Below are 26,043 nucleotides of genomic sequence, written 5' to 3'. Positions count from 1 at the left end.
CCTCGCGTATGGCAACAAAAGTACTGCTGGTGGTCACTAAATCCAACTACGGAGGAGCCCAACGCTACGTCCACGACCTCGCGACGAACCTCCCTAAAGATCGCTTTGAGGTTACCGTCGCCTTTGGCCCTGCCCCCGACGGAAAACCAGGTCGCCTTGCGAAAGTGCTCGCTCAGGCAGGCATCCGGATCCTCCTCGTACCGGAACTCTCCCGCGACGTGAACCCGCTCGGGGATATGAAAGCCCTCGGCGCATTAGCGCGACTCTTTAAGAAAGAAAAACCAGATGTCGTACACCTCAACAGTTCGAAGGCCGGCGGTTTGGGCGCGCTTGCCGGACGCATTGCGGGCGTGAAGCACATCATTTTCACCTCGCACGGACTCCCGTTCGACGAAGACCGCGGTACGCTTTCACGATTCGCCATTACGATCGCGACGTGGATGACGGTTCTTCTCTCCCACCACACGATCGCCATCGCCAACGACACCGCAGACCGTCTGAAGAAATTGCCGTTCCTGCCAAAGAGAGTGGCACTCATCCACAACGGCATCCTCACACCACGCTTCCTCTCACCTGAAGATGCGCGGCGCGATATCCGTACGCTGGACGCCAGCATCCCATCGGACGCGAAGTGGATCGGCATGATTGGAGAATTGCACGTCAATAAAGATTATGCGACGGCGATCGAGATGGTGGGCTTTCTTGAATCCGATGCACACCTGATCGTCATCGGCGATGGCGAGGAGAAAGAAAAGCTCAGCGCGCGCGCAGAAGATGCAGGCGTCGCATCACGCGTGCATTTTCTCGGCTTCGTACCGGAGGCTGCGCAGTATCTGCGCGCCTTCGATGCATTCCTGCTCACCTCACAGAAAGAAGGACTTCCCTACGTTCTCATGGAAGCGGGCTATGCCTACATCCCCGCGGTCGCGAGCGATACCGCAGGCGTGCGCGACATCATCCTCCACAATTTCACGGGACTGACCGTCCAGTCAGGTGCAGCTCGCGCATTCTCTGAAGCTATCGAGAAAGTACTGGGAGACGCGACGCTTGCGCGATCACTCTCCGACGAGCTTTTAAAGCGTATCCAGAAAGTCTTCTCGCTTGATCAGATGGTTGAGAAAACCGCTAAGTTATACACCGAGTAACTCCTTCTCGCGCGAGAGCGGTCGCTCAGCGCGGCGCAGGCCCATGAGCATGCCGAGCGCGAGGAACTCGGTCAGCAAGTGAGAGCCGCCATAACTCATGAACGGCACCGTCGTACCGGTAACCGGCAGGAGCCCGAGATTCATACCGATATGCACGATGATGTGCGCCAGGAACATGATCGCGATGCCGACGCCGAAGAGGACCGCGAAGTTGTCCGATCCATGACTCGCAATGACCAGCGTACGGAGCACGATGACCGCAAAAAGGCCGAGCGCGATGAGGACGCCGAGGAATCCCCACTCCTCCGCATAGGCGGCGAAGATAAAGTCGGTCTGGTATTCGGGGAGGAAGCGTAGCTTCGACTGCGTGCCGAAGCCGATTCCCTTTCCTAACAGTTCGCCTGAGCCGACCGCAACGGTCGATTGATACGCGTTGTATCCCGCACCGTGGATGTCAGCTAACGGATGGATGAACGTCATCACGCGCTCCTTCTGGTAGGGCTGCAGTACGAACATCCACAAGGACCCTGCGGCGATGAGTCCGGTTATAAGCAGGAACGCGAGATGCTTCCACGAGATACCGGCGACCAAGACCATACCGAACCAGATGGACGCGATGATGATGGCGCCGCCGAAGTCAGGCTGCAGGAAGACGAGTCCGCAGATAGCAGCGGCATACGCACCGGAAATGAAAATGTGCTTGAAGTTCGCGATCTCGACGTGACGCCGCGCGAAGTATTTCGCCAAGACGATGATAAGGATGAGCTTCGCCGGATCCGACGGCTGCAGCGCGAAGAAACCGAAGTCGAAGCGCTGCTGCGCACCTTTGACGATGGTTCCGGTAAGAAAGATGAGCGCAAGCAGCGAGAGGATAAGGATGTAGAGAGTGGTCACGATCTGGGTGCGGCGCAGGAATGTATATTCCGGTATCGCTGCGAGAAAGAAGACTAGGAGCGCGAGGCCGATCCAGATGATCTGTCGATCGAAGAAGGCTTCGCCGCCTTGCCCGAAGGGATACATCGTCACCAATCCAAGAACGGAGACACTCAGTGCCGCAAAGAATAGGTACCAGTCGATGTGTCCGAAGAGGCGCCCGAGAAAACCTGACATCCGCACATTCTGCCGCAGCGGGGCTCTGCGCGCTAGCGCGGCTCCATGAGGGGCTTCATGATCGGAAGGACATCAATGCGGCCCGGAAGATACGGGAAGGGATCCTGCCACGTAAAGGCGACATCCATCTGCTTACCACGCTCGAGGAACTGCACTTCAGTCGCAGAGCCGGCAAACGCGTTCCCTGCCGTATCGAAGACGATGGCGACGAACTGCGTGTTCTTGAGGTCGACGACGGAGCCATTCCTGATAACCGCATTGAGGCGCGGTTCGGTATTTGCATTCACGATCTCTTTCGTCGGGACCGTGATCGGCTCGGTCGCATCATACAGGCGCTGCCACACCAAGGGCGCCGTGAATTCGAAGAATGCGCGCGTCGCTTTGCGGAAACCGGTATTGATGCCACCGACGAAAACCGGCGTCACATTGCCAGGGATGATCGGCGTCACGCCTTCGACTTCTGCGACCAACACATTGTTCTCATCATAGAGGCGGAAGATGTACGGTGCCTCCATGACACCCGCACCGACATTCGGATTCTCGACATACGCGACGGCACTGAAACTTCCCTGCTCCGCACCCGGCATTCGCACCGGCATCGCGCGCGACCATACGATCGTCGTCGGCAGGAGTGCACGCTCATCGAGCAAGCGACAGCTTCCACCCTTATCGATCGCGGTCTCGCCGTTATTCATTTTCCCGTCGAAGCAATCCCCTGGCTCGTAGAGATACATCGCGAGCGGGATGAGCGTGAGAGAGCCCACGATCACGAGAAAGCTGAAGATGTATGCGAAACGCCTGCGAGAAGCCCAGGACATATATCAAACAGTATAAAGCCAAAAGCCGCCTCGCGGCGGCTTCGGATTTGAAAACTCTGTGTTGGCGGCGACCTACTCTCGCCTTTCGACTACCATCGGCGCAGAAGGGCTTAACTGCCGTGTTCGGAATGAGAACGGGTGTACCCCCTTCGCCAAACCACCAACACAGAATCTTCAATAGTCTAAGTATTCATGGATTTCAGAGAAGAGCGGGGAGAGAGCATTGCCCTTCATAGAGGAACTTAGCCCGACCGAAGTGGACAGATGTCCAATGTGTGAGCCTATCCCTCACCCCCGCCGAGGAGAAGTCATGCGACTTTCCTCTCTGAAATCCACGAATATCTAAAAGATCATGCCCTTTGGCAACTGAAGAACGACACCATCAAAAACGAAAGACTTGCGTTGGACACCGTGCGAACACGGATACCCACAATTCCCTAACGAGAGATCTGTCGACGTATTAGTACACCTCGGCTGAGCACATCGCTGTGCGTACACCTAGTGCCTATCAACGTGGTCATCTCCCACGGGTCTATAACGATTCCTTATCTTGGAGCTGGCTTCCCGCTTAGATGCTTTCAGCGGTTATCCATTCCCGACATAGCTACGGGGCGGTGCCACTGGCGTGACAGCCCCCAGACCAGAGGTCAGTTCATTTCGGTCCTCTCGTACTAGAAACGAATCTCCTCAAGAATCAACGCCTGCAGCAGATTAAGACCAACCTGTCTCACGACGGTTTGAACCCAGCTCACGTACCTTTTTAAATGGCGAACAGCCATACCCTTGGGACCTTCTTCAGCCCCGGGATAAGATGAGCCGACATCGAGGTGCCGAACATTGCCGTCGCTATGGACGCTTAGGCAATACCAGCCTGTTATCCCCAGAGTAACTTTTATCCGTTAATCTTCGGTCGCATCTAATGCGGACCGTCGGTTCACTTTGCTCCGCTTTCGCGCCTGCTCGTCACGTACGACTTGCAGTCAAGCTACCTTATGCCAATGCACTATCGTCACGGTTTCCATTCGCGACTAGGTAACCTTAATAGGCTCCTCCGTTACTTTTTAGGAGGACAGCGCCCCACCGAAACTGTCCATCAGGTACTGTCTTTTTACGGTTTTGCCGTAGAAGTTAGAAAATACAATTTCTAGGAGAGGTGTTGCATTGGCGACTCCACAGAGGCCTAAACCTCTGCTTCAAAGTCTCCCTCTTACGCTACGCGGAGAAATCGTATCCTCAATACCAAATTACAGTAAAGCTTCTGGGGTCTTTTCGTCTAGCTGCAGGAAGGCGGCATCTTCACCGCCCTTGTATTTTCACCGGGCAAATCCTCGAGACAGTTCCCAACTCGTTATACCATTCGTGCGCGTCTGAACTTACCAGACAAGGAATTTCGCTACCTTAGGACGATTATAGTTATCGCCGACATTGACCGGGGCTTATGAAGTGCCAGCAACAAGCATTGCTGCTTGAGACCGACCTCACTTGACCTTCCGGCATTGGTCAGGCATCACCCCCTATACTTCCTCTTACGAGTTTGCAGGGAGCTGTGTTTTTGGTAAACAGTCGATTGGGAATCTTTAGCTGCGGCACTCATTGCTGAGTGCGGACCTTATTGCGAACGTACGGTCGCTTTTTTGCCGAGTTCCTTGAGGATCTCTCACCCGTTCATCTTAGGCTACTCGCCCTGAACACCTGTGTCGGTTTGCGGTACGGTTTGTATATAGATAAGCTTAGAAGTTTTTCTTGGAAGCGCGCTCCTCACAATTCGCTTTGACGAATCTCCACTTCTACAGATAATTCTCGTTTACCTGCCGGATTTACCTAGCAAGCACAATCACTACCTGACCCCCAATCCAATAAGGGGGTGTGAATACAGCGCTCCGTCCCTCCATCACTCTACACACAAGTCACGGAATATTAACCGTGTATCCATCGCCTGCGGCGTTTGCCATTGGCTTAGGACCGACTAACCCTTCGTTGATCTCCATTGCGAAGGAAACCTTGTTCTTTCGATGTGCAGGAATCTCACCTGCATTGCGGTTACTCGTGCCAACATTTTCACTTCCACGCGCTCCAGCATGGGTCACCCCTTTGCCTTCATCGCACGTAAAACGCTCTCCTACCACTCAACCTCAATCAAGAGGTTAAATCCGCATCTTCGGTACAACGCTTAGCCCCGATCATTTGTGGCGCGAGATCTCTAGATGAGTGAGCTGTTACGCTTTCTTTGAATGGTGGCTGCTTCTAAGCCAACATCCTCATTGTCTGAGAAATCTCACCTCCTTATTTGCACTTAGCGTTAATTTAGGGACCTTAGATTGCGATCTGGGCTGTTTCCCTTTTGACGTATGGAGCTTCGCCCCCATCGTCTAACTGCCGTATTTTAGCCTGTGGTATTCGGAGTTTGATAGGTCCAGTGGTCTTGCGACCTATCCAGACCTTCCAGTGCTCTACCCCCACAGGGAACATACGACGCAAGCCCGAAAGCTCTTTCGGAGAGAACCAGCTATTACAAGGTTCGATAAGCTTTTCACTCCAACCCACAAGTCATCCCAAGATTTTGCACAATCTACGGGTTCGGCCCTCCATCCCTATTTCTAGGAACTTCAGCCTGCTCATGGGTAGCTCACCTTGCTTCGGGTCTAATACAATCGACAAACGCGCTATTCACACTCGCTTTCGCTGCGGCTCGGGGGGATTACCCCTTAACCAAGCCGATTGCATTAACTCGTTGGCTCATTCTTCAATAGGCACGCCGTCGTGGCTTAAGCCACTCCGACTCCTTGTAGACATACGGTTTCAGTTCTATTTCACTCCCCTCACCGGGGTTCTTTTCACCTTTCCCTCACGGTACTAGTTCACTATCGATCTGAAGAAATATGTAGCCTTACCAGTTAGTCCTGGCGAATTCACCCGAGCTATTCGTGTCTCGAGTTACTCAAGAACTACAACCATAGAGATGCTTTGTTTTCGAATACGGGGCTATTACCCTCTGGGGCTCTGCTTCCCAGCAGATTCCTCTAACTCAGCATTTTGTGACTCTACCTGTTTCCAGCGTTGTAGCCTTATAACCCCCATCCCCAATATCGTTTCGCGACTTTCGTCGCGCGCCGATATTGTGGTTGAGTTTGGGCTCCTCCCTTTTCGCTCGCCGCTACTAGGGGAATAACTATTGTTCTCTTTTCCTCTTGGTACTGAGATGTTTCACTTCCCAAGGTAAGCTCTCAACGGGTTTATTCGTTGAGTCATTGCGGTTTACGCAATGGGGTTGTCCCATTCGGAAATCTCCGGATATAGCAATTGCTAGGCATTTTCCCGGAGCTTATCGCAGCCATGCCACGTCCTTCATCGCTTTCTTCAGTCTAGGCATCCACCGTACGCCCTTACCAGAAAACTCGTTATGAGAATTCTGGGAACCGCGTGTTCTTTTACTTCGCATCATGCATGTCTAGTGCAGAGGATACGAAGGTTTTGGTGTCCTACAAGCCTCCTTCCTTTCGGAAGAAGGTTCCTGATCTTATTTCTGGAGACTTGTAACCAGAAATAAGAACATTTGATTCTTTCGTTTTCTTTCTCAACGCAAAGCCTTGCGGCTCTACGCTGAATTTGATGTCGTTCTTCAGTTGTCAACGAGCTACACACGGGTACAAAAAAAGCCGCTCGGAAGCGGCAATCGGAAGGACAGAAAAAATCTGGCTATCCACGCCACTTCTTTTGCATCTGCTTAAGTCCCATATGTAAGGCGGAGTATATACGTCCGTCTACCACCCGTCAAGCGGGAGCCGAAATGGCCGAATCTGGGCATAAAATGTGGATAAAATGGGCCTTCCGGTCACACATATTCGCCTGCTGGCGAATTGCGCGACCCCGCCTCGTCTGCCCGAGGCAGACTCCGGCCTTGCGACGGGGCCCCGACCCCGTCTCACCCTACGGATTCACCCCGCCTGAAGGCGGGGTGAAGAGCCGAAAACCCAAGGTATTGGGCCTTATTTGTCGTGATGCAGAGTCTCTGAACGGAGGCGCTCGATGGTACGAGCCGCTGCCTCCTTGCCGCCAAGGCCGAAGGCCAAGCCGAATGCAAGGGAGAGCGCGACCACGATACCCGTGAAGAGCGTCTGCCAGAAAGCCGCCGCGATGCCGAGCTGGTTGAGCGCAGCCAAGACTGCGAAGATCCAGATCGCCCACTTGGCGACGGAGCCTGCGAGGTGCGCCTGACGAACGCCAGCAGCACGAGCGGATCCGATGACCAAGTTGCGCACCACCTCTGCGACGATCGCCGCAAGGATGATGATGAGGACCGCGACGATGACCTGCGGGAGGTAGTACAAGACCACCTGCTGCAAGAACATCGTGACGCGGACCAAGCCGAGTACTTCAAGCGATGCGATGAGGAACACGACGATGATGAACCACTTCACGAGGCTGCCGAGAAGGCGTCCTGCATGGAGATTGAATCCGGCGTCTTTGACTGCCTCATGCACGCCCGATGCCTTGAGAGCATCGTCGATGCGGAGGACGTCGACCACCTGTTCGATCACCTTTGCCAAGATCATTCCTACGATCCAGCCGATGATGAAGATCACCGCGGCTGCGAGTATCGCCGGAACGAACGTGACGACCGTGAACCACACATCATTGAACGAACCCTGCAGAGTCGCCGCTGATTGTGCAACTATCATATATACCTAGGTACTATCACTAGTAATTATTAAAAGTCTTCGACCGAAGAGTGTCTTCATGATAGCAACCCCCTGCTTTTTGCGGTGCGGTAAGTACGCGCAGTGTGGATAGGCTCTAGAGGTAGTTGGTGCGGTTGATGAGCACCCGATGCGGGTAGTCCAGGATATCGCGCAAGATCTTATCCTTGATCGTGAGGCGATAACGGAATTCCGGCGTCGAGAAAACGGCGTAGCGCACCTCCCTCCCGTATTTCGATTCGAATGATTTCACTGCCTTCTCCAAGCGCTCGTCGTTTAAAGTATCCGCGACGATGATGAGATCCGCCGGACGTGTGATGTCTCCCGTGAACACACCAGAAAGGAGCACCACCGACATACGTCCTGCGCGACGAAGCGCAGCTTCGACGTCGTTGTACTGCGCGGGAGAAACCGCGTGCACGAACGTGGTGACGGCGTTCAGCTGCTTGCACTCAGGATTGAGCGAATAGTATGAGATCTTCTTACGTGCAGTCGAACCCTGTCCTTTCTCTTCCTTCAGGAGTCCGGTCTTCTTGAGCGATTCCACTTCCGTGTTCACGCTGTGCGCACCCACTTTCGCGCGGCGCGCGATCTCGGCCGGCGTGAACGTCTCTTTCGGGTGGAGGACGAAGAGTCTCAGTATCTTGGCTCGGGACGGGTTCCCTAGTACTGCCTCCAAGAAATCGTGAGCTTTCGTCATATCCGTAGTAAGCGGATTGTAGCATGAGGTGATTTTCTGGTAAAAAATCTCCTTGCTTGACCCGCATTATCGTTGTATTGTTCGATCCTCGCACTCTTCAGAAAGGAGATACGCGGTGGAAAAAGTTCTTTTGCTTGCACCCGAAGGCTCATTCGGGAACATGCTTTCGGAGAATTTGAGACGTTTCGGGATCGACCATGTCGAGAGGTCGAGATCGCCTTTAAATCTTCGCTGGCGATGGACCGAGATGCTTGATACCGACATCATCGTAGTGGATGCGAATTTTTGCGGGAACGGACGAGAAACAGCGCGACTTGTCCGAAAGATCCGCAGAGAATTCGGAAACCCGATGATCGTGTTTGAAGCCTATGCAACGAATGAGGGGGCCTTCGCCTGTCAGGTCGCAGGCTGTAATTTCTTCGCATCGGGTGATACGGAGCAAGAGCTGCGATTGAACATATGCCAGCAAGCAGGGCTGATCTTTCAAGAGCTTTCACGCGATCACCAGAAAGCAGCGTAAACGAAAAGCGCCCGACACATCGTCGGGCGCTTCTCTTTTTGATACGAGAGATTACTTGATCGTGACCTTCGCACCAACAGTCGTCGCAAGCTCCTCCTTGAGAACCCTCGGTTCTCAACGAAAAAGATCCGCTGGTGCGGATCTTTTTCTGCTCTCCGAGACGGGAAACTCTTTACGCCGCTCCTTAACCCACGGCTCACCCGACTCTTCCCGAGCACTCGCAAAAGTTACTTGATGGTAACTTTTGCTCCTGCTCCTTCGAGCTTCGTCTTGAGCTCGTCGGCTTCCTCCTTCTTCATGTCCTCCTTGAGAACCTTCGGAGCACCGTCCACGAATGCCTTCGCTTCCGCGAGACCGAGGTTGAGTGCTTCCTTCACTACCTTGATGACTGCAACCTTCTGGTCGCCTGCTGCGGTGAGTTCGACGGTGAACGAGGTCTTCTCCTCGCCCGCTGCCGCTGCCGGACCTGCTGCTGCAACTGCAGTTGCAGAAACGCCCCACTTCTCTTCGATCGCCTTCACGAGCGTGTTGAGCTCGAGGACGGTCATCTTCTCTACTGCTTCGATGATCTGTTCCTGTGTCATACCTTGATAGTTGATTGATTAATTCTTCGTCTTCGCCACTTCCGCCATCGCGATTGCGAAACGCTGGATCGGGCTGTTGATCACGTTCGCGAACATGCCACGCAGGCCTGCCATCGACGGGATGGTTGCGATCTCTCGCATCATCGCCTGGTCGACAAGCTTACCTTCGAAGATACCGCCGAGGATGTGAAGCTTTGGCTTCTTATCCGCCGTCTGGTACTTCTTTCCGAATTCATGGATGAGGCGGGCTGGTGCGGTCGCGTCGTCGTTGCCGCCGTACGCAAGCGCTACTTCCCCTTCCATCGGCACGCCCTCGGTTTCGTGACCGAGCGATGCGAGCGCACGCTTGATGAGCGTCTTCTTCGCCACGGTGTACGTAACACCTGCCTGACGGAGTTCACGGCGCATCGCGGTCTCCTCGCCGATGTTCACCCCCTTGAAGTGGATGAGAACCGACGTGGCTGCGTTCTTGAACGCAGTCTCGAGCTTCGAGACGATCTCTACTTTCTGCTGCTTCGTCTGTGCCATATGTTTCCAAACAAAAAGACCCTTATAAATGGGCCCGAGTTCTCCTTCGAAGAAGGATAGTTCGACCTCGGCGGGACTTACCTGTGTGCCCGCTGTCTCTGGCCCTTGGGGAAGACTCTACTACGCCAGCGGTTGTCTGTAAAGGAGGGGCGTGGTACCGTGCTCGAGGTAAAACACAGGAGTAATGCGTAATGCTTGATTCCACGGAATTAGCGCCCTACCAACTCTCACAAGCGGAAACGAAGCTGGCTCAGGCGATAGAGGGCAAGTTCGGCAAAGGCTCGGTTGAACACAACGAGACGCTCTGCGTTCTCGGCAAGTCGATCCAGCGGTTCTACAATACAAAGCCGAATCACCTGCAGATCATCCGCAAGCTCTTCGAAAGTCACGGGGTCAAATTCCCTGCCTAAACAACACCGATGCCACATGGCATCGGTTTTTCTATTTCCACACCTCCCACCACGCAGTCTCCTCTGGCTGATTGAGCATCGCCTTGAACGCAGCAGCGGTCTGCTCTTCCCTATCCTTCTTCATGGCATACGTCGAGACCGTAAACGCTAGCCCAAGAGAAGCGGCCACAAAGAGACTGAATCCCAGTACGAATCTGAAGAACGAATTTACCGCAGCGCCCATATTCCCTTACTTGGATTATACAATGTCTTTTGGCAGCCCTCCCTTCGACCTCGGTCAAAAACTATCTAGTCTTAAATCAAGGAATACCCAATGAGTTTTATGTACGCATAAAAAAGGAACGGTGAGCTTATTGCACCGATCAGCCCTACTGCAATACTCATTAAAATTGAGTTCGCAACACTCTTTTTCAGCAGAAAACGAAAAAGCAGAAGTGATAGAACAAAGAAGGCGGAACTACACCACACGGCCAGCCCAAGAAGCGCGTCAGTCAAACCGATTGCGTCAATCATATTTAATAATTTATTAACCAAATGATGTCTTCTTTTAGTAATTGATATGCCCGCTCATCCAACCCCTTTCCTCGATATTTATCCAACTCCTTTAGGATAGCCTTGGCTGCAAGCTTATCTAGTACCTGTTCGGATACTTCGACTTTCTTCTGCACCTTCTTCGTTGTTTGTTTGCCGCCTGGATCAGGCTCGACGATCGTCTGAACAATATTCCTAATCACCTTCCTCACTACCAGAATACCCTTTATTTTCTGCCGCAATCCATCATAAGTCTTCTTGGTCATCCAGCCGAGCATGTATGCACGCTCGAAGTCAGAAATGGTACTACTTGCCGTCGCGATTATGCGAAAAGATTGCGATGTCGTGGTGCTATTTCCGAATACATCGGTAGACGAGGCCACAATCGTGGAAGTTCCGAGTTTCTGGAAGAATAAATCAATAGTTCCGCTATTTGGAATAGTCGTAGAGCCGAACTTTGTTTCGAGGATGAACAGTCCAGATGCGTCTTGCGCGATCACTTCCACCGGCATTTGTGTGGAGCGCAGATAATCCTTGGGCTCTGGCGAGACTATTGAAATCAGTGGGGGGATTGTATCGGAGGCCGTGATTTCAATTTCTTCGGGGATCTCGCTGTTCACTATAAGATTCAGCTCGGTGACTAGGCCTGGATAAGTATCTTCAGTGTATGAGCCTTCTGTGGTAGTGGCACCGTTAATATAGTTTGTCTCAATTGTATATTCGCCACTGCCTGTACCTTGAATGAGAATTTTATACTCCCCATCGAGCACATTTGGGATGGCAACAAATTCAGTATCTGTATGGAACCCGGAATAGAAGGAGTTTGGTATCTCGTTTATCTCAGCATTCGTTGTTGGATCTTTACCAATGCGTCGCCCATCAGGAGCAACAACCATAAAATCAGCTGGTGAAAGAATTTTGAATAGCAAGATATTTTGTATGAGTCCCGATTGGTCGGTAATCAAGACGCTAGCATCGTCTCCAGTCAAAATATTGAAGATTGACCCTTGGGCATCAGTTACCATTTCTCCGTGTTCAAAGGCATTAACACTTAAATTCAAGCTTATATGCGAGGCGCTCTCTAACGGCACTGTTCCATCACCATCTCCTAAAATGAGTCCATGGTTCCCGAGCGGAGCATCAAAAACACTCGGATACCCATGTTCCCACTTCGGAAAATGGGATTGTGATGCCACTACCTCAAGTCCTTTTATCGAGCTCCCTCCAATATTTCCCACGAAATTGTGTACTTCCACGCCCGATTCGTAAAGCTTATTTTTCTCACTATCTAGATTTTCCAGGAAGTGATTAAAGGGATATTCATTCGGATACTCGCGCAAAACATTCCCCTCAAAAAGGTATCCATAAATAGGGAGTAGCTCTTTCACTGATGCAATTGGTGAATTCCTTATATAGGCAAATACGTCTTCAAATCCCTTCTCCTTTGCCTCGAATAGTAAGAGCAATTCAATAATCGAATCAACCATATAATCCGGCCGAAGACCGAGAGGAGAGAACTCGCCGGCCTCCCACATCAAATACGCTTTCGGAGCACCGAGGTGCGGTGTACCCAAGAAAATGAGCTGATCCACATCCTGCTCGTAGGAATCTGACTGGATATACTGTCGCGCGACGAGACCTCCCATCGAATGCGCAACGAGATCGACTTTTTCACACCCACATATCAATTTAACCTCATCGATCTTCTGCTTCAGCAACTCAGCCGTCTCTACATTCGATTTCCGCCAGTTGTATGGGAAGGTGAATAGATCGACTTCGGGGGTGTAGTGATTGACATCAAGCGTGGCGATCAGGTCATCATAGGTATGCAGAATCGGATCGATTACCCATTCCCCTGAACCATCCTGCTGTGAGCCAAGAATACCGGGAATGATGATGACCGGATCCGGCTCCTCTGGCTCTGATTCCGGCGGCACTCCCCACTTGAAAGGAAGGAATCCATAGTTATTCGATAGCGGAATCCCCGCTCCTGTCTGGAAGTACGCCCTGAATTCGCTCACGAATTGCGCCGGAAATACCGCGACTAATATATCCTCTCCCTGTGCGCCGTTCGGTATTACATCCCCAGATTGCGGAGAGCTCGTGGCATTGAAGCCGAGCAAGTGGCCATTTACGAGAGTCGAACTACCGACCGCACCACGATAGATGTCTCCGTAGCGCGAACCGGTGATTTTCGGCGAGAGATACGTGCACTGCCCGTCGGGAATATAGAACTGGTTCGCAATAATCGAGCTTGTCGCATTGCCGCAGAAGAATCCGATTGGCTGTGGACTTTCGAGCGCCTCCGCAATCGAGAAAGTCCCAAGGAAGAGGGGCATGATCGCGGCGCCCCGAAGCCACGTTTTCATGCCCCTATTCTCTTCCCAAACTTCATGAAGCGCGAGACCGCGCTGTGCACAACCTCACAAAACAAAAACTCCCCCTTGCGGGGGAGTTTTTGCTGTTGGGCCGATTCCCAACTGGAGATCCCTTGCGAGACCTGGATCAAGCAACGTTAGTTGTTGACCGTGTAGTAGCCAGTGCGGAAGTCCTCTGCAGGAACAGTCCTGGTGAGAGTTGTCGCCGCAGTAGCGTCGGTGAGTGCAGTACCAACGCTGCCGATCTGTACGCGCCACTGACCAGTGGAAGCCGGTACATCCGGATTGTAGGTAACTGCGAGCTGGAAGTCAGCCGAAGAGCCGCCGCCGATACGAACGGAGTTCGTAAGCTCAGTACCGCCCGAGACGCGAGAGAGTGTCGCCGTAACCGTCGTCGAAGTGGCAGTAGTGCCATTGTAGAGGTAGTACGAGACGCCCTTAGTGCTGTTGTCACCAACTGCACCTGCAGTCGTCGATGCGAGAGCGCTAAGCGGGACATACACGTCGTTAGAACCGAAGTTCGTAACGCGGAGTGTCACCTTGAACTCACCCGTGCTGTTAGCAGACGTATCCTGAGGGTTGTGGGTGAAGCTTTCGCCAACCTTCGAAACCTGGATACCTTCTGCGTAGAGCGTCTGGGTGTAGGTCGTGACCGAGCCTGCACGAGTCGTGACCGACTTGCCATCAGACGTCGACTTAGCAGCGATGTAGTATTCACCGCCGTTTACATCAACCTTGATGCTGTCACCGTCATCGAAAGTGCCAGTGCTGGTCTTGTTAACCTTAGCAACGATGCGGTAGGTCTGCGTAGCATCCTTTGCGATCGTCTCCGTATCATCGAGATCGAACTCGAGGTACGAAGTGGTCGAAGTCGCGGTGATGTCTGCGAGACGAGTGCTACCACGCATGAGGTAGAACTCCTGAACCATATCGCTGTTAGTTGAAGCGCCCGTGATGGTGCTCGTTGCCTTGAGGGTATCGAACTCCATCTCTGCACCTTCAGCCTTAAGGGTGAACTCAGCGAGCGTGATTTCAGTCGTGCCCGTGGTCGAAACCTTAACGTTGCCTGCCTTCGGATTGCCAGAACCTTCCGCGATGCGGAGCTTCACGTCCGAAGAAGACGAGAGGCGCTTCACGTTGACTCCAGCATTGCTGACGCTCGTCGAGTCGAAGAGCGTTGCGCCAGAAGCGTCGGTGTAGCGGGTCTGAACAAGCTCAGCCGTCCAAGCCTTCGATACGTCATCCGTATCTACACTTGCATTAGCCGTGAAGCCAATGTTGAAGGTGACCTTGTTGTTGCTGCCCATGCGGACAACCTGAGAAACCGGGATGCTTGCAGAGTAGACACCTGCGGAGTCACGGACGAAGCTCGACGGCGACATTGCCGCGATCTTCTGGCCGTTTGCCCAGACGCTGATCTCAGAAGCGTAGTTGCCGAGGCGATCAGAGCCAGTCGAAGCACCGGTGTAGGTGAACTTCACGCGAGTATTCGTCACGCGAACGTCACCACCCGAAGCCTCAACGCGGAAGCCGAGGACCTTCTCAGTCTCACCAGTGTAGACATCGTCTTCGACGTCTGCAGAGTAAGAGTTGAGCGAGATGCTGCCAGCTGAACCGCTGAGAGACTCACCGCCAGTCGACGGAGTACCCGTTGTCGGAGCAGATGCGCAGAGGCTCTTAGCCTTTGCGATCGTGATCGGGCCCCAGTAACCAGCTGCCGGCGTGATGCCGTTAGCTGCCTGGAACTTTGCGACAGCGGCCTTCGTCATAGCGCCGAAGTATGCAGTCTCGTTGCCTGGAGAACCAGCGCCCGAAGCTGCAACCTGTGCACCATGGCTGTTAAGGAACTTCTGGATCCACATGATCTCGCCGCCGGACTGACCCTGCTGATGAGACTGTGTGAACGCGTAGCAGCCTGCACCGGAAGTAGTCGTAGAACCACCGCCGAGAGCTGCGATCTGAGCGAGCAATGCCTGAACCTGAGCCTGGAGGTCAGAGAGCATGTCCGCCTTTGCCGGAGTGACAAAAGCAAACGAAAGCGCAAGAACCAACACAGAACCCACGAGCACTGTCGCAACATTCTTTGTTGCTAAACTCATAGTTTTGATATTTGACCTTTTTCAATCTCCCACCGCCTTTCGGAAAGCAGAAGACCGCACGTGTGATCGTTCGACCGGGTCACACATGCTAGATACGTGCGTTGCGAGCACGCATTAATAATTTGCTAGCCCCGAGCCGTGCTTCTAAAAAGTGACGGAACGAGGGTTAGCATCGTTTGGGAAAAGACATTCATCCGTACAGCCGTAACTGGACATTTCTACCGTTTCTGGAATCGCGTAATTCTCTACTGTCTAGTAGATGGAGACGAGCGAACGCCCCCAACCTTTCAGCTGGAAGCTCTCCATGTAATGCCTATGAAGATGTCAATGAACGTCGCACCAAGACCAGCCTGTACTGCGAAATGCATGCTCCGGAAGCCGGACCAGCATCGACGCAATTATAAACTAGCTGTATTTCAGAACACCTCTCTAAGGCATTCATCTTTGTGGATAACTAGTGGAGAGAAACGGCTTAATTTAAGCGTTTCTAGCCAACTAGCCACCACGGGACGATACGGCAGGATGAAGAAAAAGTCAACGAAAAACGCGACTAAAACACGGCATTTATCCTCACGCAAAAACGTCTAAAAAACCCAGCAAATAAGCCACATAAATGGCAACTATCTACCCGAGGAGCTGGTAGCGGCTCCACCGCTTCGCGCCGATTTTCTTTACCTTCCCCGCCTCTACCAGATCGGCCAATTCCCTCTGAACCATCTTCTCGCTGTACTGCGGGAGGTTTGAAGCGATGTCTCGGATGCCCAAAAGGCCACCAAGCTTCAATATATCCATAATGCGCTCCGCACGCTGGCTCGAGCCTGCATCCCCTTCCCCTGTGGAAACCGCCGTCATCGGTGGACGTCGCACCGGTCGAGGTCCGGGGGAATGCGAGCGATCCTGGCGCATAAAGCCGATGGGAGACGTGGGAGGAATCAACTGATCAGACGTAATGGTGAGCTGTTCCGCCAATGCAGAGCGCTGGGATACCACGATAAGGCTGCCCAGCTCATCAAGCGCCTCGGCGATCGCATTGGCATTCTGGACCGAGATGTACCCCGAAACAGCGAGAAGACGGATCAGGGATATGAGCTCACGAATGGACACCAGGGCGGACTGTCCCTTTTCTGAAGCCGGCCCACGGAAACCCGATCGTAGTTCCAAAATTACGGACAGAAGCTCAAGGCCTTTATTTCTTATTACCGACCTCAATGGCTCTTCCTCTGGGACATGATTGGTCACGAGGTGTAATGCAGCGCTTATTCTCTCCGCTCTACGATATGAATTATCACCAGATACGTTGGCACCAAAAGGATTTGTCCGTATAGATATACTGTCCAATATAAGAAGTACGTTTGATACATCCTGCGCGTCTTTTATAGATTCCGATGTGGGATTCGAGGTCGTCTTTGAAACTTCCTTTTCATGTCCCTTAGGCATGACTCGAGTATAGCGCCGGCCTAGAGCACTTATCAATGTCTGAAAGCGTTAGGCGTATTTTATGGCATAACGCAAGGGAAAATCGCCACTTCCCCGCGTGATATCATGTGCGCACCTATGGCAAAGAAGGAGCGTGAGAAACGCAAAAGCAATAAGCGTTCAAAAGATGAAGATGTAAGCATCCCCGCATTTCCCGTAAGCATCGAGGCGCTCCGCGGTGTGTGTGCGGTCCTTGCGGTTGCGGTCGGCATCTTCCTTGCACTTGCTGCGTTTGAAGTCGGCGGGGCGGTCGGCGCATTCCTCTTCACCATTCTCTCGAAGCTCCTCGGAGTTGGGTACATGCTTCTTCCGTTCTCACTCCTCCTTCTCGCCATCGCGCTCATGCGCTCGTTTGAGAAGCGGTTCGGTGCCATCGAGATCATAAGCATCCTGGTATTCCTTCTCTCAAGTTTGGGGCTCATTGCACTCGCGTTTCCCGAGCAAGGCGGCATTCTTGGTGCTGCAATAGCCAATCCCCTCGTTGCGGCAGTGGATACCATCGCGACCGTCATCTTCCTTCTCTCATTCAGTGTTGCCGCGCTCATCATCGCCTTTGATGTCCATTTGAGTGTCTGGATCGCCTCATTGCGCGAAGGCATGCGTGGCGGTGAGAGTCTATCGGACGAAGAAGATCGTGAAGTCACGATCGCTGGCATTCCTGAAGAACAAGACGATGAGCCTGATGAACTCGTTGAGACCGTTCCCGATGAAGAGGACGCCCGAGAAGCACCTGCGCCACGCGTGCAGATCGCTGAAATGTCCGGCGAATCGAATGCGAATGCTGGCTTCCCGATCATCGCCGCGAGTGCGAGCGTCTATGATCCGCCGCCACTCGCCCTTCTCGGCAAGAACAAAGGTAAGCCTGAAGTCGGTGACGTAAAGGCGAACATGAACATCATCAAGCGCACGCTCCAGAACTTCGGCATTCAAGTAGAGATGGATGAGGTTTCGATCGGACCAACCGTAACTCGGTATGCCATGAAGCCGGCCGAGGGCGTCCGGCTTGCGAAAATCGTTGCCCTTCAGTCGAATCTCGAGCTCGCGCTCGCCGCTTCGCCGGTCCGCATCGAAGCGCCGATTCCTGGAAAAGCACTGGTCGGTATCGAAGTCCCGAACATCTCTCGCACCACGCTCGGTCTTGCCCCGCTCTTTGGCGACAATGAATTCACGCAATCACCGAAACCGCTTCTCCTTGGCCTTGGCCGAACGATCACCGGCGCCGCCCACTTCGCTGACCTCGCCAAAATGCCACACATGCTCGTGGCAGGTACGACCGGCTCCGGTAAATCTGTCTGTATACACGACTTCGTCGTATCCCTTCTCTATCGCGCAGGCCCCGAGCGTTTGCGCTTCATCATGGTGGACCCGAAGCGCGTCGAACTCACGCTCTACGGCGGCATTCCCCACTTGCTTGCACCGGTCATTACCGATGCCAAGAAGGCCATCCTCGCGCTGAAGTGGCTCGCCAAGGAGATGGATAGACGCTATGACGTCCTCCAGACGGAAAAGGTCCGCGATATCGCCTCGTATCACGAGAACGTCGTCGCTCCGGCAATCGAGAAAGGCACCGCCGAGCAGATGCCGGAAGCCATGCCGTACATCGTGGTCATCATCGATGAACTGGCGGACATCATGCAGACCTATCCGCGCGAACTCGAGGCTGGCATAGTCCGCCTTGCCCAGATGAGCCGCGCTGTCGGCATCCATCTCATACTCTCGACCCAACGACCATCGGTGAAAGTCATCACCGGCCTCATCAAGGCGAATGTCCCCTCTCGCGTCGCCTTCCAGGTCGCCTCACAGATCGATTCCCGCACCATCCTGGACACCGGTGGCGCAGAAAAACTGCTTGGCGCCGGAGACATGCTCTTCCTCTCGAGCGATATGTCGAAGCCGCGCCGTATCCAAGCACCGTACATTTCCGAGAGCGAGGTCAAGAAGGTCGTTGCACACATCATCAAGAACAACGACGCAGGATTGGATAGCGTGGACTTCTCCGAGAAGCAGCAAAACGATTCCGGCTCCATCTTCGCCTCTATGGAAGATGAGGAGGGCGACGACAAGTACGCCGAAGCGAAACAAGCGGTCTTGGAGGCCGGCAAAGCATCTACCTCCTACCTCCAGCGCAAGCTCGGTGTAGGCTATTCACGCGCCGCAAAGCTTATCGACATGCTCGAGGAGCGTGGTGTCATCGGCCCTGCCGACGGCGCGAAGCCACGAGAAGTCATCGGTGCCGGTAACGCCGACGAGCTCGTTGCCGCTGCAGAAGCAGCCGAAGAAGACGAATACAACCGGGGTTAGCGTATGCGCCCTTCACGTGATTCCCGCTTCATCCGCCTCCTTCTCACGCTTTTCTTCCTCCTCGCGGGAGGCTACGCACTCTACGAAGCACAAGGCCTCGTGTATGGACCCTCGATCGAGCTTGAACACACGGCCACTTCTTCGGATACCGCCTTCACCTCAATCAAGGGTCATGTTGAGCGCATCTCCGAACTCCGCCTGAATGGAAACACCATCAGCGTGACGGAAGACGGTGAGTTCGATGAACCGTACCTGCTCGCCGACGGCTCGAACCGCATCATCCTGGAGGCGCGCGATGCGCGCGGTCGCACCACCTCGGCGACCCTCGATATCGTCTACCGTGCGCCTGAGGGCTCTTATGTGCCAGGTGCTTCCCACGCAACCTCATCCCCAGCCACTTCGACCCCCTCCACCCCTCTCTAAGCGGCACGATATACTTCATTCATACTTACCCATTAACCGATACATTTCCCGTATGGCAGTCAAAAAGAAAGAGAAAGCTCCTCCGAAAGAAGTGGGTACCGGCACCGACAAAGACATCGACCGCGCATTATCTGAGATCAAGACAAAGTTCGGCGACGAAGCGATCATGAAGCTCGGCGACACACCGAAGGTAGACGTGAACGCGATCTCTACCGGTTCTATCGGTATCGATTGGGCGCTCGGCATCGGCGGACTCCCCCGTGGACGCATCGTCGAGATCTTCGGACCTGAAAGCTCCGGTAAGACCACGCTCTCCCTCCATGCAATAGCCGAAGCACAACGAAAAGGCGGCGTGTGCGCATTCATCGACGCAGAGCATGCGCTCGATCCTGAATACGCCAAGAAGCTCGGCGTCGACATCAATTCTCTCCTCGTCTCGCAGCCGGACACCGGCGAACAAGCACTAGAAATCACGGAATCGCTCGTGCGCAGCGGCAAGATCGACGTCATCGTCGTCGACTCGGTCGCAGCCCTCACTCCAAAAGACGAAATCGAGGGCGATATGGGCGCGCAGCATGTCGGCAAGCAAGCTCGCCTCATGTCACAGGCGCTGCGCAAACTCACCGCAATCGTCTCCAAGACGAAGACCGTCGTCATCTTCATCAACCAGATCCGCATGCAGATCGGCGTCATGTTCGGCAATCCGGAAACCACTCCGGGCGGCAAAGCACTCAAGTTCTACACGTCGGTCCGTATCGATATCCGTCGCATCGCACAGATCAAGAAGGGCGACGAAGTCATGGGCGGCCGCCATCGCGTGAAGATCGTAAAGAACAAGGTGGCAGCCCCCTTCCGTCAGACAGAGTTCGACATGATGTACGGCGAAGGCATCTCCCGCGAAGGCGAAGCCTTGGCGCTCGGCGAGAAGATGGGCGTATTGGAGAAATCATCCGGCGGCTCCTATCAGTACGGCGAGCACAAGCTCGGTCGTGGCTACGACGCAGCCCGCACCTTCCTGCGCGACAATAAGCCCGTACTCAATTCCCTCCTCAAAGATATCCGCAAGAATCTCGAGAACGGCGGCACTCCGTCCCGTGGCTCCGGAAGTGAAGAAGAATAAGGTTGGACAAGGGCGTGTTTCTGGCTAGAATACGCCGATATGTTGAATTACAACGAAGTAAAGCCTGGCGTCGCCGTCATCGTCGAAGGCGAACCCTACGTCTGCACGTGGAATAACATCATGCAGAAGCAGCAGCGCCGCCCGGTCAATCAGACCAAGCTGCGCCATCTCATCCGCGGCAATTCCATTGAGTACTCGTTCCAGCAGTCGGACAAACTCAACGAGGCCGAGATCGAGAAGAAGCCGGCAACCTTCGTCTTCCACGACGAACGCAAGGGTGAGTGGATCTTCCACGAAGGCACTGACAAGTCGAAGCGCTTCTCACTCTCTGACGAGATGATGGGTGACGGCGGGCAGTTCTTGAAACCGAATACTGAAGTCGAGACCGAGGCATTCAACGGCAAGATCTTCCATGTGAAGCTTCCTATAAAGGTCCAGCTCAAGGTTAAGGAGGCTCCACCAGATGTCCGCGGAAATACTGCTCAGGGCGGCTCGAAGATCGTTACGCTCGAAACCGGCGCAACGCTCACGGTCCCGATGTTCATCAAGGAGGGTGATGTCTTGGTTATCAATACCGAGACCGGCGAATACGTCGAGCGCGCCTAGCGTCTCTCCCCTATAGAAAAAGCCCCGCGAAAGCGGGGCTTTTTCTCCAGAAGCATTACTTCTGAATGTAAGGTAGAAGCCCCATGAAGCGCGCACGCTTCACCGCCTCCTCAACCGCGCGCTGCTGCTTCGCGGTGAGATTCGTCTTGCGACGATCCATCACGCGGCCATGCGGATTGATGAAGTTCTTGAGCAAGTCGACATCCTTGTAGTCGACGTGCTGGATATCATTCTGGGTAAGTATATTTGCCATAAAGCTTGTTTAAAACGGGATATCGTCTGGGTTTATATCATCCTTCGGGTAATCGATGCCTGCGCTGCTTCCGCCGTCATCTTCAGGCTGCGAATCATGCGAACGATTACCGCCACCTCCTCCGCCGGCACCTCGTGGTCCGAACTGGACCCGGTCGGCAACCACTTCGGTTCGGTACATCTTCTGACCTTCCTTCTCCCATGAGCGGGTCTGCATACGGCCTTCAACGAAGACTGCGGAACCCTTCTTGAGGTACTGCGAGACGGTATCCGCCTGGCGTCCGAAGACTACCACGTTATGGAAATCCGTCTGTTCCTGCTTCTTGCCGTCACGATCCTTAAAAGTGCGGTTCGTAGCGATCGAGAAGTTAACGACGTTCATGCCGCTCGGCAAGGAACGAAGCTCAGGGTCGCGGGTGAGATTACCGTAGAGCAGCGCTTTGTTCAAGTACATACGATAAGTATACCTATTCCTGCGTCAGTGTCTCGAGAGCCTTCTCAAGATCTGCTTCAGAAACCGGTGCCTTATCTTCCTCCTTACGAGGCGACGCCTTGATAGCGTCGGTGCGCTTCACCTCGCGAAGCTGCGGCGCCTTGAACTTGGCACGCGTATCCTCGCGGAGCGTCTTGAACACCATGGAGCGGAGGATCTGTGGGTTCGCCTGGAGCGAGTCCGTAAGCGCCTTTGCCGCATGGGTGCCTGCCTCGAACTTGAGCCAGCCGAAGTAGCCGCGGTCATACGCGACATGCTTCTCGCCCTCGCGCTTGTCCATGTCGAACGAGAGCTTGATGAGGGTAGGAGCGCCTTCGGCGATGAACGAACCGCCGAGCTTCTCGATCTCAGAGCGGATGCTGGAGACCACCGTTTCGACGTCCTCTTCCTTAACGGTAGGAACAATATGATAGCCCGCCTCGTAGATGCGGGTTACGACCTCGTTTTCATGGGATTCTGCTGACATATTTGAGTTCGGGCACTGTAGCACGCGGGTATGAAAATCGCAAGAATCGGCTCATTTACGGGCTATTTCAGCCCAAATACCCGCCGAGCATTGGCCGCGAGCTGTTCCTGGACCTTCTCGAGAGGCTCCCTGCGGATCTCAGCGATAGCCTTCACAACCTCCACCACATAGGCGGGCTCGTTCCGCTTCCCGCGGTAGGGCTTCGGTGCCACATATGGCGCATCGGTCTCGGTAAGGAGCATGTCCAAGGGGGCATTGCGGACGACCTCATCGTAGTCCCGCGCGAAGGTGAGCACTCCGGTGAACGAGAGCGTGAAGCCGAAGTCCAAGAACTGCTTTGCGACATTCCAATCCCCTGCAAAGAAATGCACGTCCCCTTTTACCTTCGCGTGCGCCTTCAGGAGCGCGAGCGAATCCTCGTATGCATTACGGATATGGAGCATGAGCGGCTTCTGGAGTCGATTCGCCATCTCGATCTGCTGCACAAAGGTTTCTTCCTGCACTTTCTTCGTATCGCCTTCGAGGCGATAGTAATCGAGTCCGCATTCTCCTATCGCCACCACCTTGGGCGACTGCGCGAGCGCCTCGTATTTCGCCGCGTCGAAAACCTCTCCCCGAGACGTAAATTCCTTCCCGCCCTCACCGAGCTCCTTCTCGTCGTGATACGACTTCGTGCTGTGGATCGGATGCAAGCCGATGGCTGCGTACACGTTTTCATGCGCCTCGGCAACCTTCACCGCGTCTGCCGAAGTATCGTACTGCGTCCCGACCATGATCATGCCCACCCCCGCATCCTGCGCGCGCTTAATGGTCGCATCAGCATCATCCTTGAACGCCACAAAATTCACGTGCGTATGGCAATCGTAATACTTCGGGCTCATACCTTACGCGGGAAAAGGTTCTCCGGCTTCTGGTTCGCCAGTACCGCCGCCGTGATGGCATCACTGGTTGAAGGAAGGATCGGTTGCAGGAGGCGAGCGATCTCATACAGGCGCGTTACCATGCTCGCGATCATCGTTTTGCCGGCTTCCGGATCGGTCTTCACGACCGCAAACGGCTTCGTATCAGTCAGTTCTTTGTCCAGCACTCCGATGAGTTTCCATACATGATCACACGCGGCGTTGTAGTCGTATCGATCAAGAGCATCAGCGTATTCCTTGGCGAATTCCGCTTCTTCGGGTCGCTCGATAGCCTGCGGGAGATTTGCCTGTGCAAGCGTGAGGATGCGCGCCGCTAGATTGCCAAGACCATTTGCAAGATCGGCATTGTAGCTCTCCTTGAATTTCTCCATCGTAAAGTCGCTATCCTCAAACGGATGGATGTGCCGTAACAGGAAGAGGCGCAGCGCATCAGCGCCGTATTCATCGACGATCGCATACGGATCGATCACATTACCGAGCGATTTCGACATCTTCTGCCCTCCAGAAGTTATGAATCCGTGGATGACGATCTGGCGCGAAGAAGGAAGATTTGCTGAGATAAGCATTGCCTGCCACATCGCCGCCTGCTGACGGATGTTATCCTTCCCTGCCATCTGCAGCGCTTTCGGCGATGGGATGATACCCCAGTACTTCTCGAAGTCCGCTCCATTCTCAGGCCAACCGAGTGTGGAAACGTAGTTGATGAGCGCATCGAACCACACATACATCACCTGCGTATCGTCGTCCGGTACCGGGACACCCCACGGCATCTTGTCTTTGCGACGCGAGATGGAGAAATCCTGCAGGCCCTGCGCGACGAAACTCTTGATCTCATTGAAACGGAAATCAGGCACGACGAGATCCGGACGACGCGCATACAAGTCGAGAAGCGACGTCTGGTAGCGCGAGAACTTGAAGAAGTAATTCTCCTCATCGATCATCTCGATATCAAGAGTGGGGTGGAGCGGGCACTTCCCGTTCTCGAGCTCCGAATCGGTCTTTTCCAGCTCGCAGCCGACGCAGTACTTCACTTGATAGTTCTTCTTGTAGATATCCCCCGCTGTGAGGCAGCGCTTCCAGAATTCCTGTGCTGCAGCCTTGTGCTTTTCATCGGTCGTACGGATGAAGTGAAGCTCCGGAAAGAGATCGAGCTTTTCCTTCAGGGATTTGAACTTCGCGGCGTATCCATCGACATACGCCTGCGGATCCTGTTTCGCCTCGGTCGCCTTCTGCCATATTTTTTGCCCGTGCTCATCGGTCCCGGTATTGAAGAAGACCTCGTCCCCCAGAAGACTGCGATAACGCGCGATGCAATCCGCCTGAATAATCTCGAGCGCGAATCCGATATGCGGATCCGCATTCACGTACGGAAGCGTGGTCGTGAGATAGAAAGGCTTAGCCATGCACGTACCCTATACCTTCCCTCCCTCGCCTGCAAACATCTTTCCGTGATTGAGGTCGCGCACTAGTTCCTGCAATACTGCCGCCATCGGGACGGAGAGGACGATGCCGAGGAATCCGGCAAGGTTCCATCCGGCGATGAGGCCCAAGATAACGAGAAGCGGCGGCACGCCGACCACCTGCGTCACCACGACCGGATAGATGAGATGGTTTTCGAACTGCTGGATGATGACATAGAGGAAGATGATAATAAGCCCCGTACTTACTCCCCCTTCTGCAAAACCGATAAGGACCGCTGGTACCGCCGCGAGCGTTGGCCCGAAGACGGGAATAAGTTCGAATACGGCTGCAAAAACCGCAAGGAGAAGCGCGTGCTTGATGCCAAGGATCATAAGACTGAGATAGACCATGACACCGATGATGACGGCGAGAATGAGCTGCCCCTGCATCCAAAGACCGATCTTGTGACGAGAACGGAACCACAGATCAAGTGCATACGACTGATGCTTCTTCGGCACGATGACGCGCAAGAAGTCATCGACACCCGTTTCAGCGACCGTGAAATAGAACGAGAAGACGACGACAAGAATGAACGCGAAAAGGCCCGTGAAGATGCTTGCCGCCGCGCTGAATGAATTACCGAAAAGCCCTGTGAGACTCGCTCCCGCACGGACGCTCTCCATAACCCCGCTGGTGTCCCCTCCCGGCAGACCGAAGATGGCGCTGTAGTCCTGCAGCACGGGAGAACTATCGATCGCTGTCAGGTACACCGGTAGCGATGCCAGGAATGCCGCCAGCTCATCCAGGATGAGCGGCATGAAGAAGTAGAAGATGCCGACGAGAAAGAGCGCCAGAAGGAGGTAGATGAAGATCACTGCGACCAACCGCGGCACCTTCCAGCGACGCAAAGCCGCAACCGCCGGCTCAAGCGCTGAGGCCACGACGATTGCGGTAAGGACGATGAGGACGACATCGCGCAAATACCATAGGAGCCATGCCCCGATAAGGATAAGGAGCGTCTTAACTATCGTGCCGGTCGTGATGGAAATCTGAGTCCCTCCCATG

24 protein-coding genes and 2 rRNA genes are annotated in these 26,043 nt (G+C 54.0%); 7 read left to right on the top strand and 19 right to left on the bottom strand.

What is annotated here, in order from left to right; all coding sequences use genetic code 11:
• Positions 1–8 precede the first annotated feature (8 nt).
• Complete coding sequence (locus JNK62_02295; GenBank protein MBL8158337.1) at positions 9–1,145, top strand: glycosyltransferase; 1,137 nt, start codon at positions 9–11, stop codon at positions 1,143–1,145.
• Here JNK62_02295 and JNK62_02290 read toward each other — a convergent pair.
• The 6 genes from JNK62_02290 to JNK62_02265 all read right to left on the bottom strand — a co-directional run bounded on the left by JNK62_02290 (position 1,131) and on the right by JNK62_02265 (position 8,470).
• Positions 1,131–2,255 carry a rod shape-determining protein RodA gene (locus tag JNK62_02290; protein MBL8158336.1) on the bottom strand — a complete coding sequence of 375 codons (1,125 nt, stop codon included), beginning with the start codon at positions 2,253–2,255 and terminating at the stop codon, positions 1,131–1,133. The two genes, JNK62_02295 and JNK62_02290, sit on opposite strands and share 15 nt — an antisense overlap.
• A 32-nt stretch (positions 2,256–2,287) precedes the next feature.
• A complete protein-coding gene (locus JNK62_02285) occupies positions 2,288–3,073 on the bottom strand; it encodes a hypothetical protein (GenBank protein MBL8158335.1) in 786 nt (261 codons plus the stop codon).
• A gap of 59 nt (positions 3,074–3,132) precedes the next feature.
• Positions 3,133–3,238: ribosomal RNA gene (gene rrf / locus JNK62_02280) — 5S ribosomal RNA — on the bottom strand.
• 274 nt (positions 3,239–3,512) lie between these two features.
• Positions 3,513–6,471, bottom strand: a 23S ribosomal RNA gene (locus tag JNK62_02275).
• A gap of 588 nt (positions 6,472–7,059) precedes the next feature.
• Positions 7,060–7,752 (bottom strand): hypothetical protein, encoded by a 693-nt coding sequence (locus JNK62_02270; protein MBL8158334.1) that lies wholly within the window; start codon positions 7,750–7,752, stop codon positions 7,060–7,062.
• Between the two features lie 115 nt (positions 7,753–7,867).
• Complete coding sequence (locus JNK62_02265; protein MBL8158333.1) at positions 7,868–8,470, bottom strand: helix-turn-helix transcriptional regulator; 603 nt, start codon at positions 8,468–8,470, stop codon at positions 7,868–7,870.
• Positions 8,471–8,585: 115 nt separating this feature from the next.
• On the opposite strand from JNK62_02265, the gene JNK62_02260 reads away from it, so the two are divergent.
• Positions 8,586–8,990 (top strand): response regulator, encoded by a 405-nt coding sequence (locus JNK62_02260; GenBank protein ID MBL8158332.1) that lies wholly within the window; start codon positions 8,586–8,588, stop codon positions 8,988–8,990.
• Between the two features lie 227 nt (positions 8,991–9,217).
• Here the strand turns inward: JNK62_02260 and rplL are convergent, their stop codons facing one another.
• Both rplL and JNK62_02250 read right to left on the bottom strand, forming a co-directional pair.
• Positions 9,218–9,574: a 50S ribosomal protein L7/L12 gene (gene rplL / locus JNK62_02255; GenBank protein ID MBL8158331.1), complete on the bottom strand. Its 357-nt coding sequence runs from the start codon at positions 9,572–9,574 to the stop codon at positions 9,218–9,220.
• A gap of 18 nt (positions 9,575–9,592) precedes the next feature.
• Positions 9,593–10,102, bottom strand: coding sequence for a 50S ribosomal protein L10 (locus tag JNK62_02250; GenBank protein MBL8158330.1), 510 nt, complete (start codon positions 10,100–10,102; stop codon positions 9,593–9,595).
• A 191-nt stretch (positions 10,103–10,293) separates the two neighbouring features.
• Between JNK62_02250 and JNK62_02245 the strand changes: the two genes are divergently transcribed.
• Complete coding sequence (locus JNK62_02245) at positions 10,294–10,512, top strand: hypothetical protein (protein ID MBL8158329.1); 219 nt, start codon at positions 10,294–10,296, stop codon at positions 10,510–10,512.
• Positions 10,513–10,543: 31 nt separating this feature from the next.
• Here the strand turns inward: JNK62_02245 and JNK62_02240 are convergent, their stop codons facing one another.
• From JNK62_02240 to JNK62_02220, 5 genes are all read right to left on the bottom strand, one after another.
• Positions 10,544–10,735: a hypothetical protein gene (locus JNK62_02240; GenBank protein ID MBL8158328.1), complete on the bottom strand. Its 192-nt coding sequence runs from the start codon at positions 10,733–10,735 to the stop codon at positions 10,544–10,546.
• A 71-nt stretch (positions 10,736–10,806) separates the two neighbouring features.
• Entirely contained in the window at positions 10,807–11,025 is a 219-nt protein-coding gene (locus JNK62_02235; GenBank protein MBL8158327.1) for a hypothetical protein, read from the bottom strand.
• Positions 11,026–11,027: 2 nt separating this feature from the next.
• Positions 11,028–13,412, bottom strand: coding sequence for a hypothetical protein (locus JNK62_02230; GenBank protein MBL8158326.1), 2,385 nt, complete (start codon positions 13,410–13,412; stop codon positions 11,028–11,030).
• Between the two features lie 146 nt (positions 13,413–13,558).
• Positions 13,559–15,520, bottom strand: coding sequence for a peptidoglycan-binding protein (locus JNK62_02225; protein MBL8158325.1), 1,962 nt, complete (start codon positions 15,518–15,520; stop codon positions 13,559–13,561).
• A gap of 624 nt (positions 15,521–16,144) precedes the next feature.
• A complete protein-coding gene (locus JNK62_02220) occupies positions 16,145–16,624 on the bottom strand; it encodes a hypothetical protein (GenBank protein MBL8158324.1) in 480 nt (159 codons plus the stop codon).
• A gap of 450 nt (positions 16,625–17,074) precedes the next feature.
• Here JNK62_02220 and JNK62_02215 point away from each other — a divergent pair, with 450 nt between their 5' ends.
• The 4 genes from JNK62_02215 to JNK62_02200 are packed head-to-tail and all read left to right on the top strand — an operon-like array spanning position 17,075 to position 21,446.
• On the top strand, positions 17,075–19,297 hold the full coding sequence (locus JNK62_02215; GenBank protein MBL8158323.1) for a DNA translocase FtsK 4TM domain-containing protein: 2,223 nt from the start codon (positions 17,075–17,077) through the stop codon (positions 19,295–19,297).
• 3 nt (positions 19,298–19,300) lie between these two features.
• Positions 19,301–19,720, top strand: coding sequence for a hypothetical protein (locus JNK62_02210; protein MBL8158322.1), 420 nt, complete (start codon positions 19,301–19,303; stop codon positions 19,718–19,720).
• 52 nt (positions 19,721–19,772) lie between these two features.
• Positions 19,773–20,840: a recombinase RecA gene (gene recA, locus JNK62_02205; protein ID MBL8158321.1), complete on the top strand. Its 1,068-nt coding sequence runs from the start codon at positions 19,773–19,775 to the stop codon at positions 20,838–20,840.
• Between the two features lie 39 nt (positions 20,841–20,879).
• Positions 20,880–21,446, top strand: a complete 567-nt coding sequence (locus JNK62_02200) for a hypothetical protein (protein MBL8158320.1) — start codon at positions 20,880–20,882, stop codon at positions 21,444–21,446.
• Between the two features lie 55 nt (positions 21,447–21,501).
• Here the strand turns inward: JNK62_02200 and JNK62_02195 are convergent, their stop codons facing one another.
• From JNK62_02195 to JNK62_02170, 6 genes are all read right to left on the bottom strand, one after another.
• Positions 21,502–21,699, bottom strand: a complete 198-nt coding sequence (locus JNK62_02195; protein MBL8158319.1) for a 30S ribosomal protein S18 — start codon at positions 21,697–21,699, stop codon at positions 21,502–21,504.
• A gap of 9 nt (positions 21,700–21,708) precedes the next feature.
• Positions 21,709–22,152 (bottom strand): single-stranded DNA-binding protein, encoded by a 444-nt coding sequence (locus JNK62_02190; GenBank protein MBL8158318.1) that lies wholly within the window; start codon positions 22,150–22,152, stop codon positions 21,709–21,711.
• 13 nt (positions 22,153–22,165) lie between these two features.
• Positions 22,166–22,657 carry a 30S ribosomal protein S6 gene (locus JNK62_02185; protein MBL8158317.1) on the bottom strand — a complete coding sequence of 164 codons (492 nt, stop codon included), beginning with the start codon at positions 22,655–22,657 and terminating at the stop codon, positions 22,166–22,168.
• Positions 22,658–22,719: 62 nt separating this feature from the next.
• Positions 22,720–23,538: a TatD family hydrolase gene (locus JNK62_02180; protein MBL8158316.1), complete on the bottom strand. Its 819-nt coding sequence runs from the start codon at positions 23,536–23,538 to the stop codon at positions 22,720–22,722.
• Positions 23,535–24,980 carry a methionine--tRNA ligase gene (locus tag JNK62_02175; protein MBL8158315.1) on the bottom strand — a complete coding sequence of 482 codons (1,446 nt, stop codon included), beginning with the start codon at positions 24,978–24,980 and terminating at the stop codon, positions 23,535–23,537. Before JNK62_02175 ends, JNK62_02180 begins: the two co-directional genes overlap by 4 nt.
• A 9-nt stretch (positions 24,981–24,989) precedes the next feature.
• Positions 24,990–26,042, bottom strand: a complete 1,053-nt coding sequence (locus JNK62_02170) for an AI-2E family transporter (protein ID MBL8158314.1) — start codon at positions 26,040–26,042, stop codon at positions 24,990–24,992.
• Between the last annotated feature and the right edge of the window lies 1 nt (position 26,043).

It is taken from the genome of bacterium (assembly GCA_016789445.1).
GTDB lineage: Bacteria > Patescibacteriota > Minisyncoccia > Phycocordibacterales > UBA2100 > UBA10103.
Note: the sequence above shows the minus strand (reverse complement) of the source record. Positions and strands in the feature narration are given on the sequence as shown.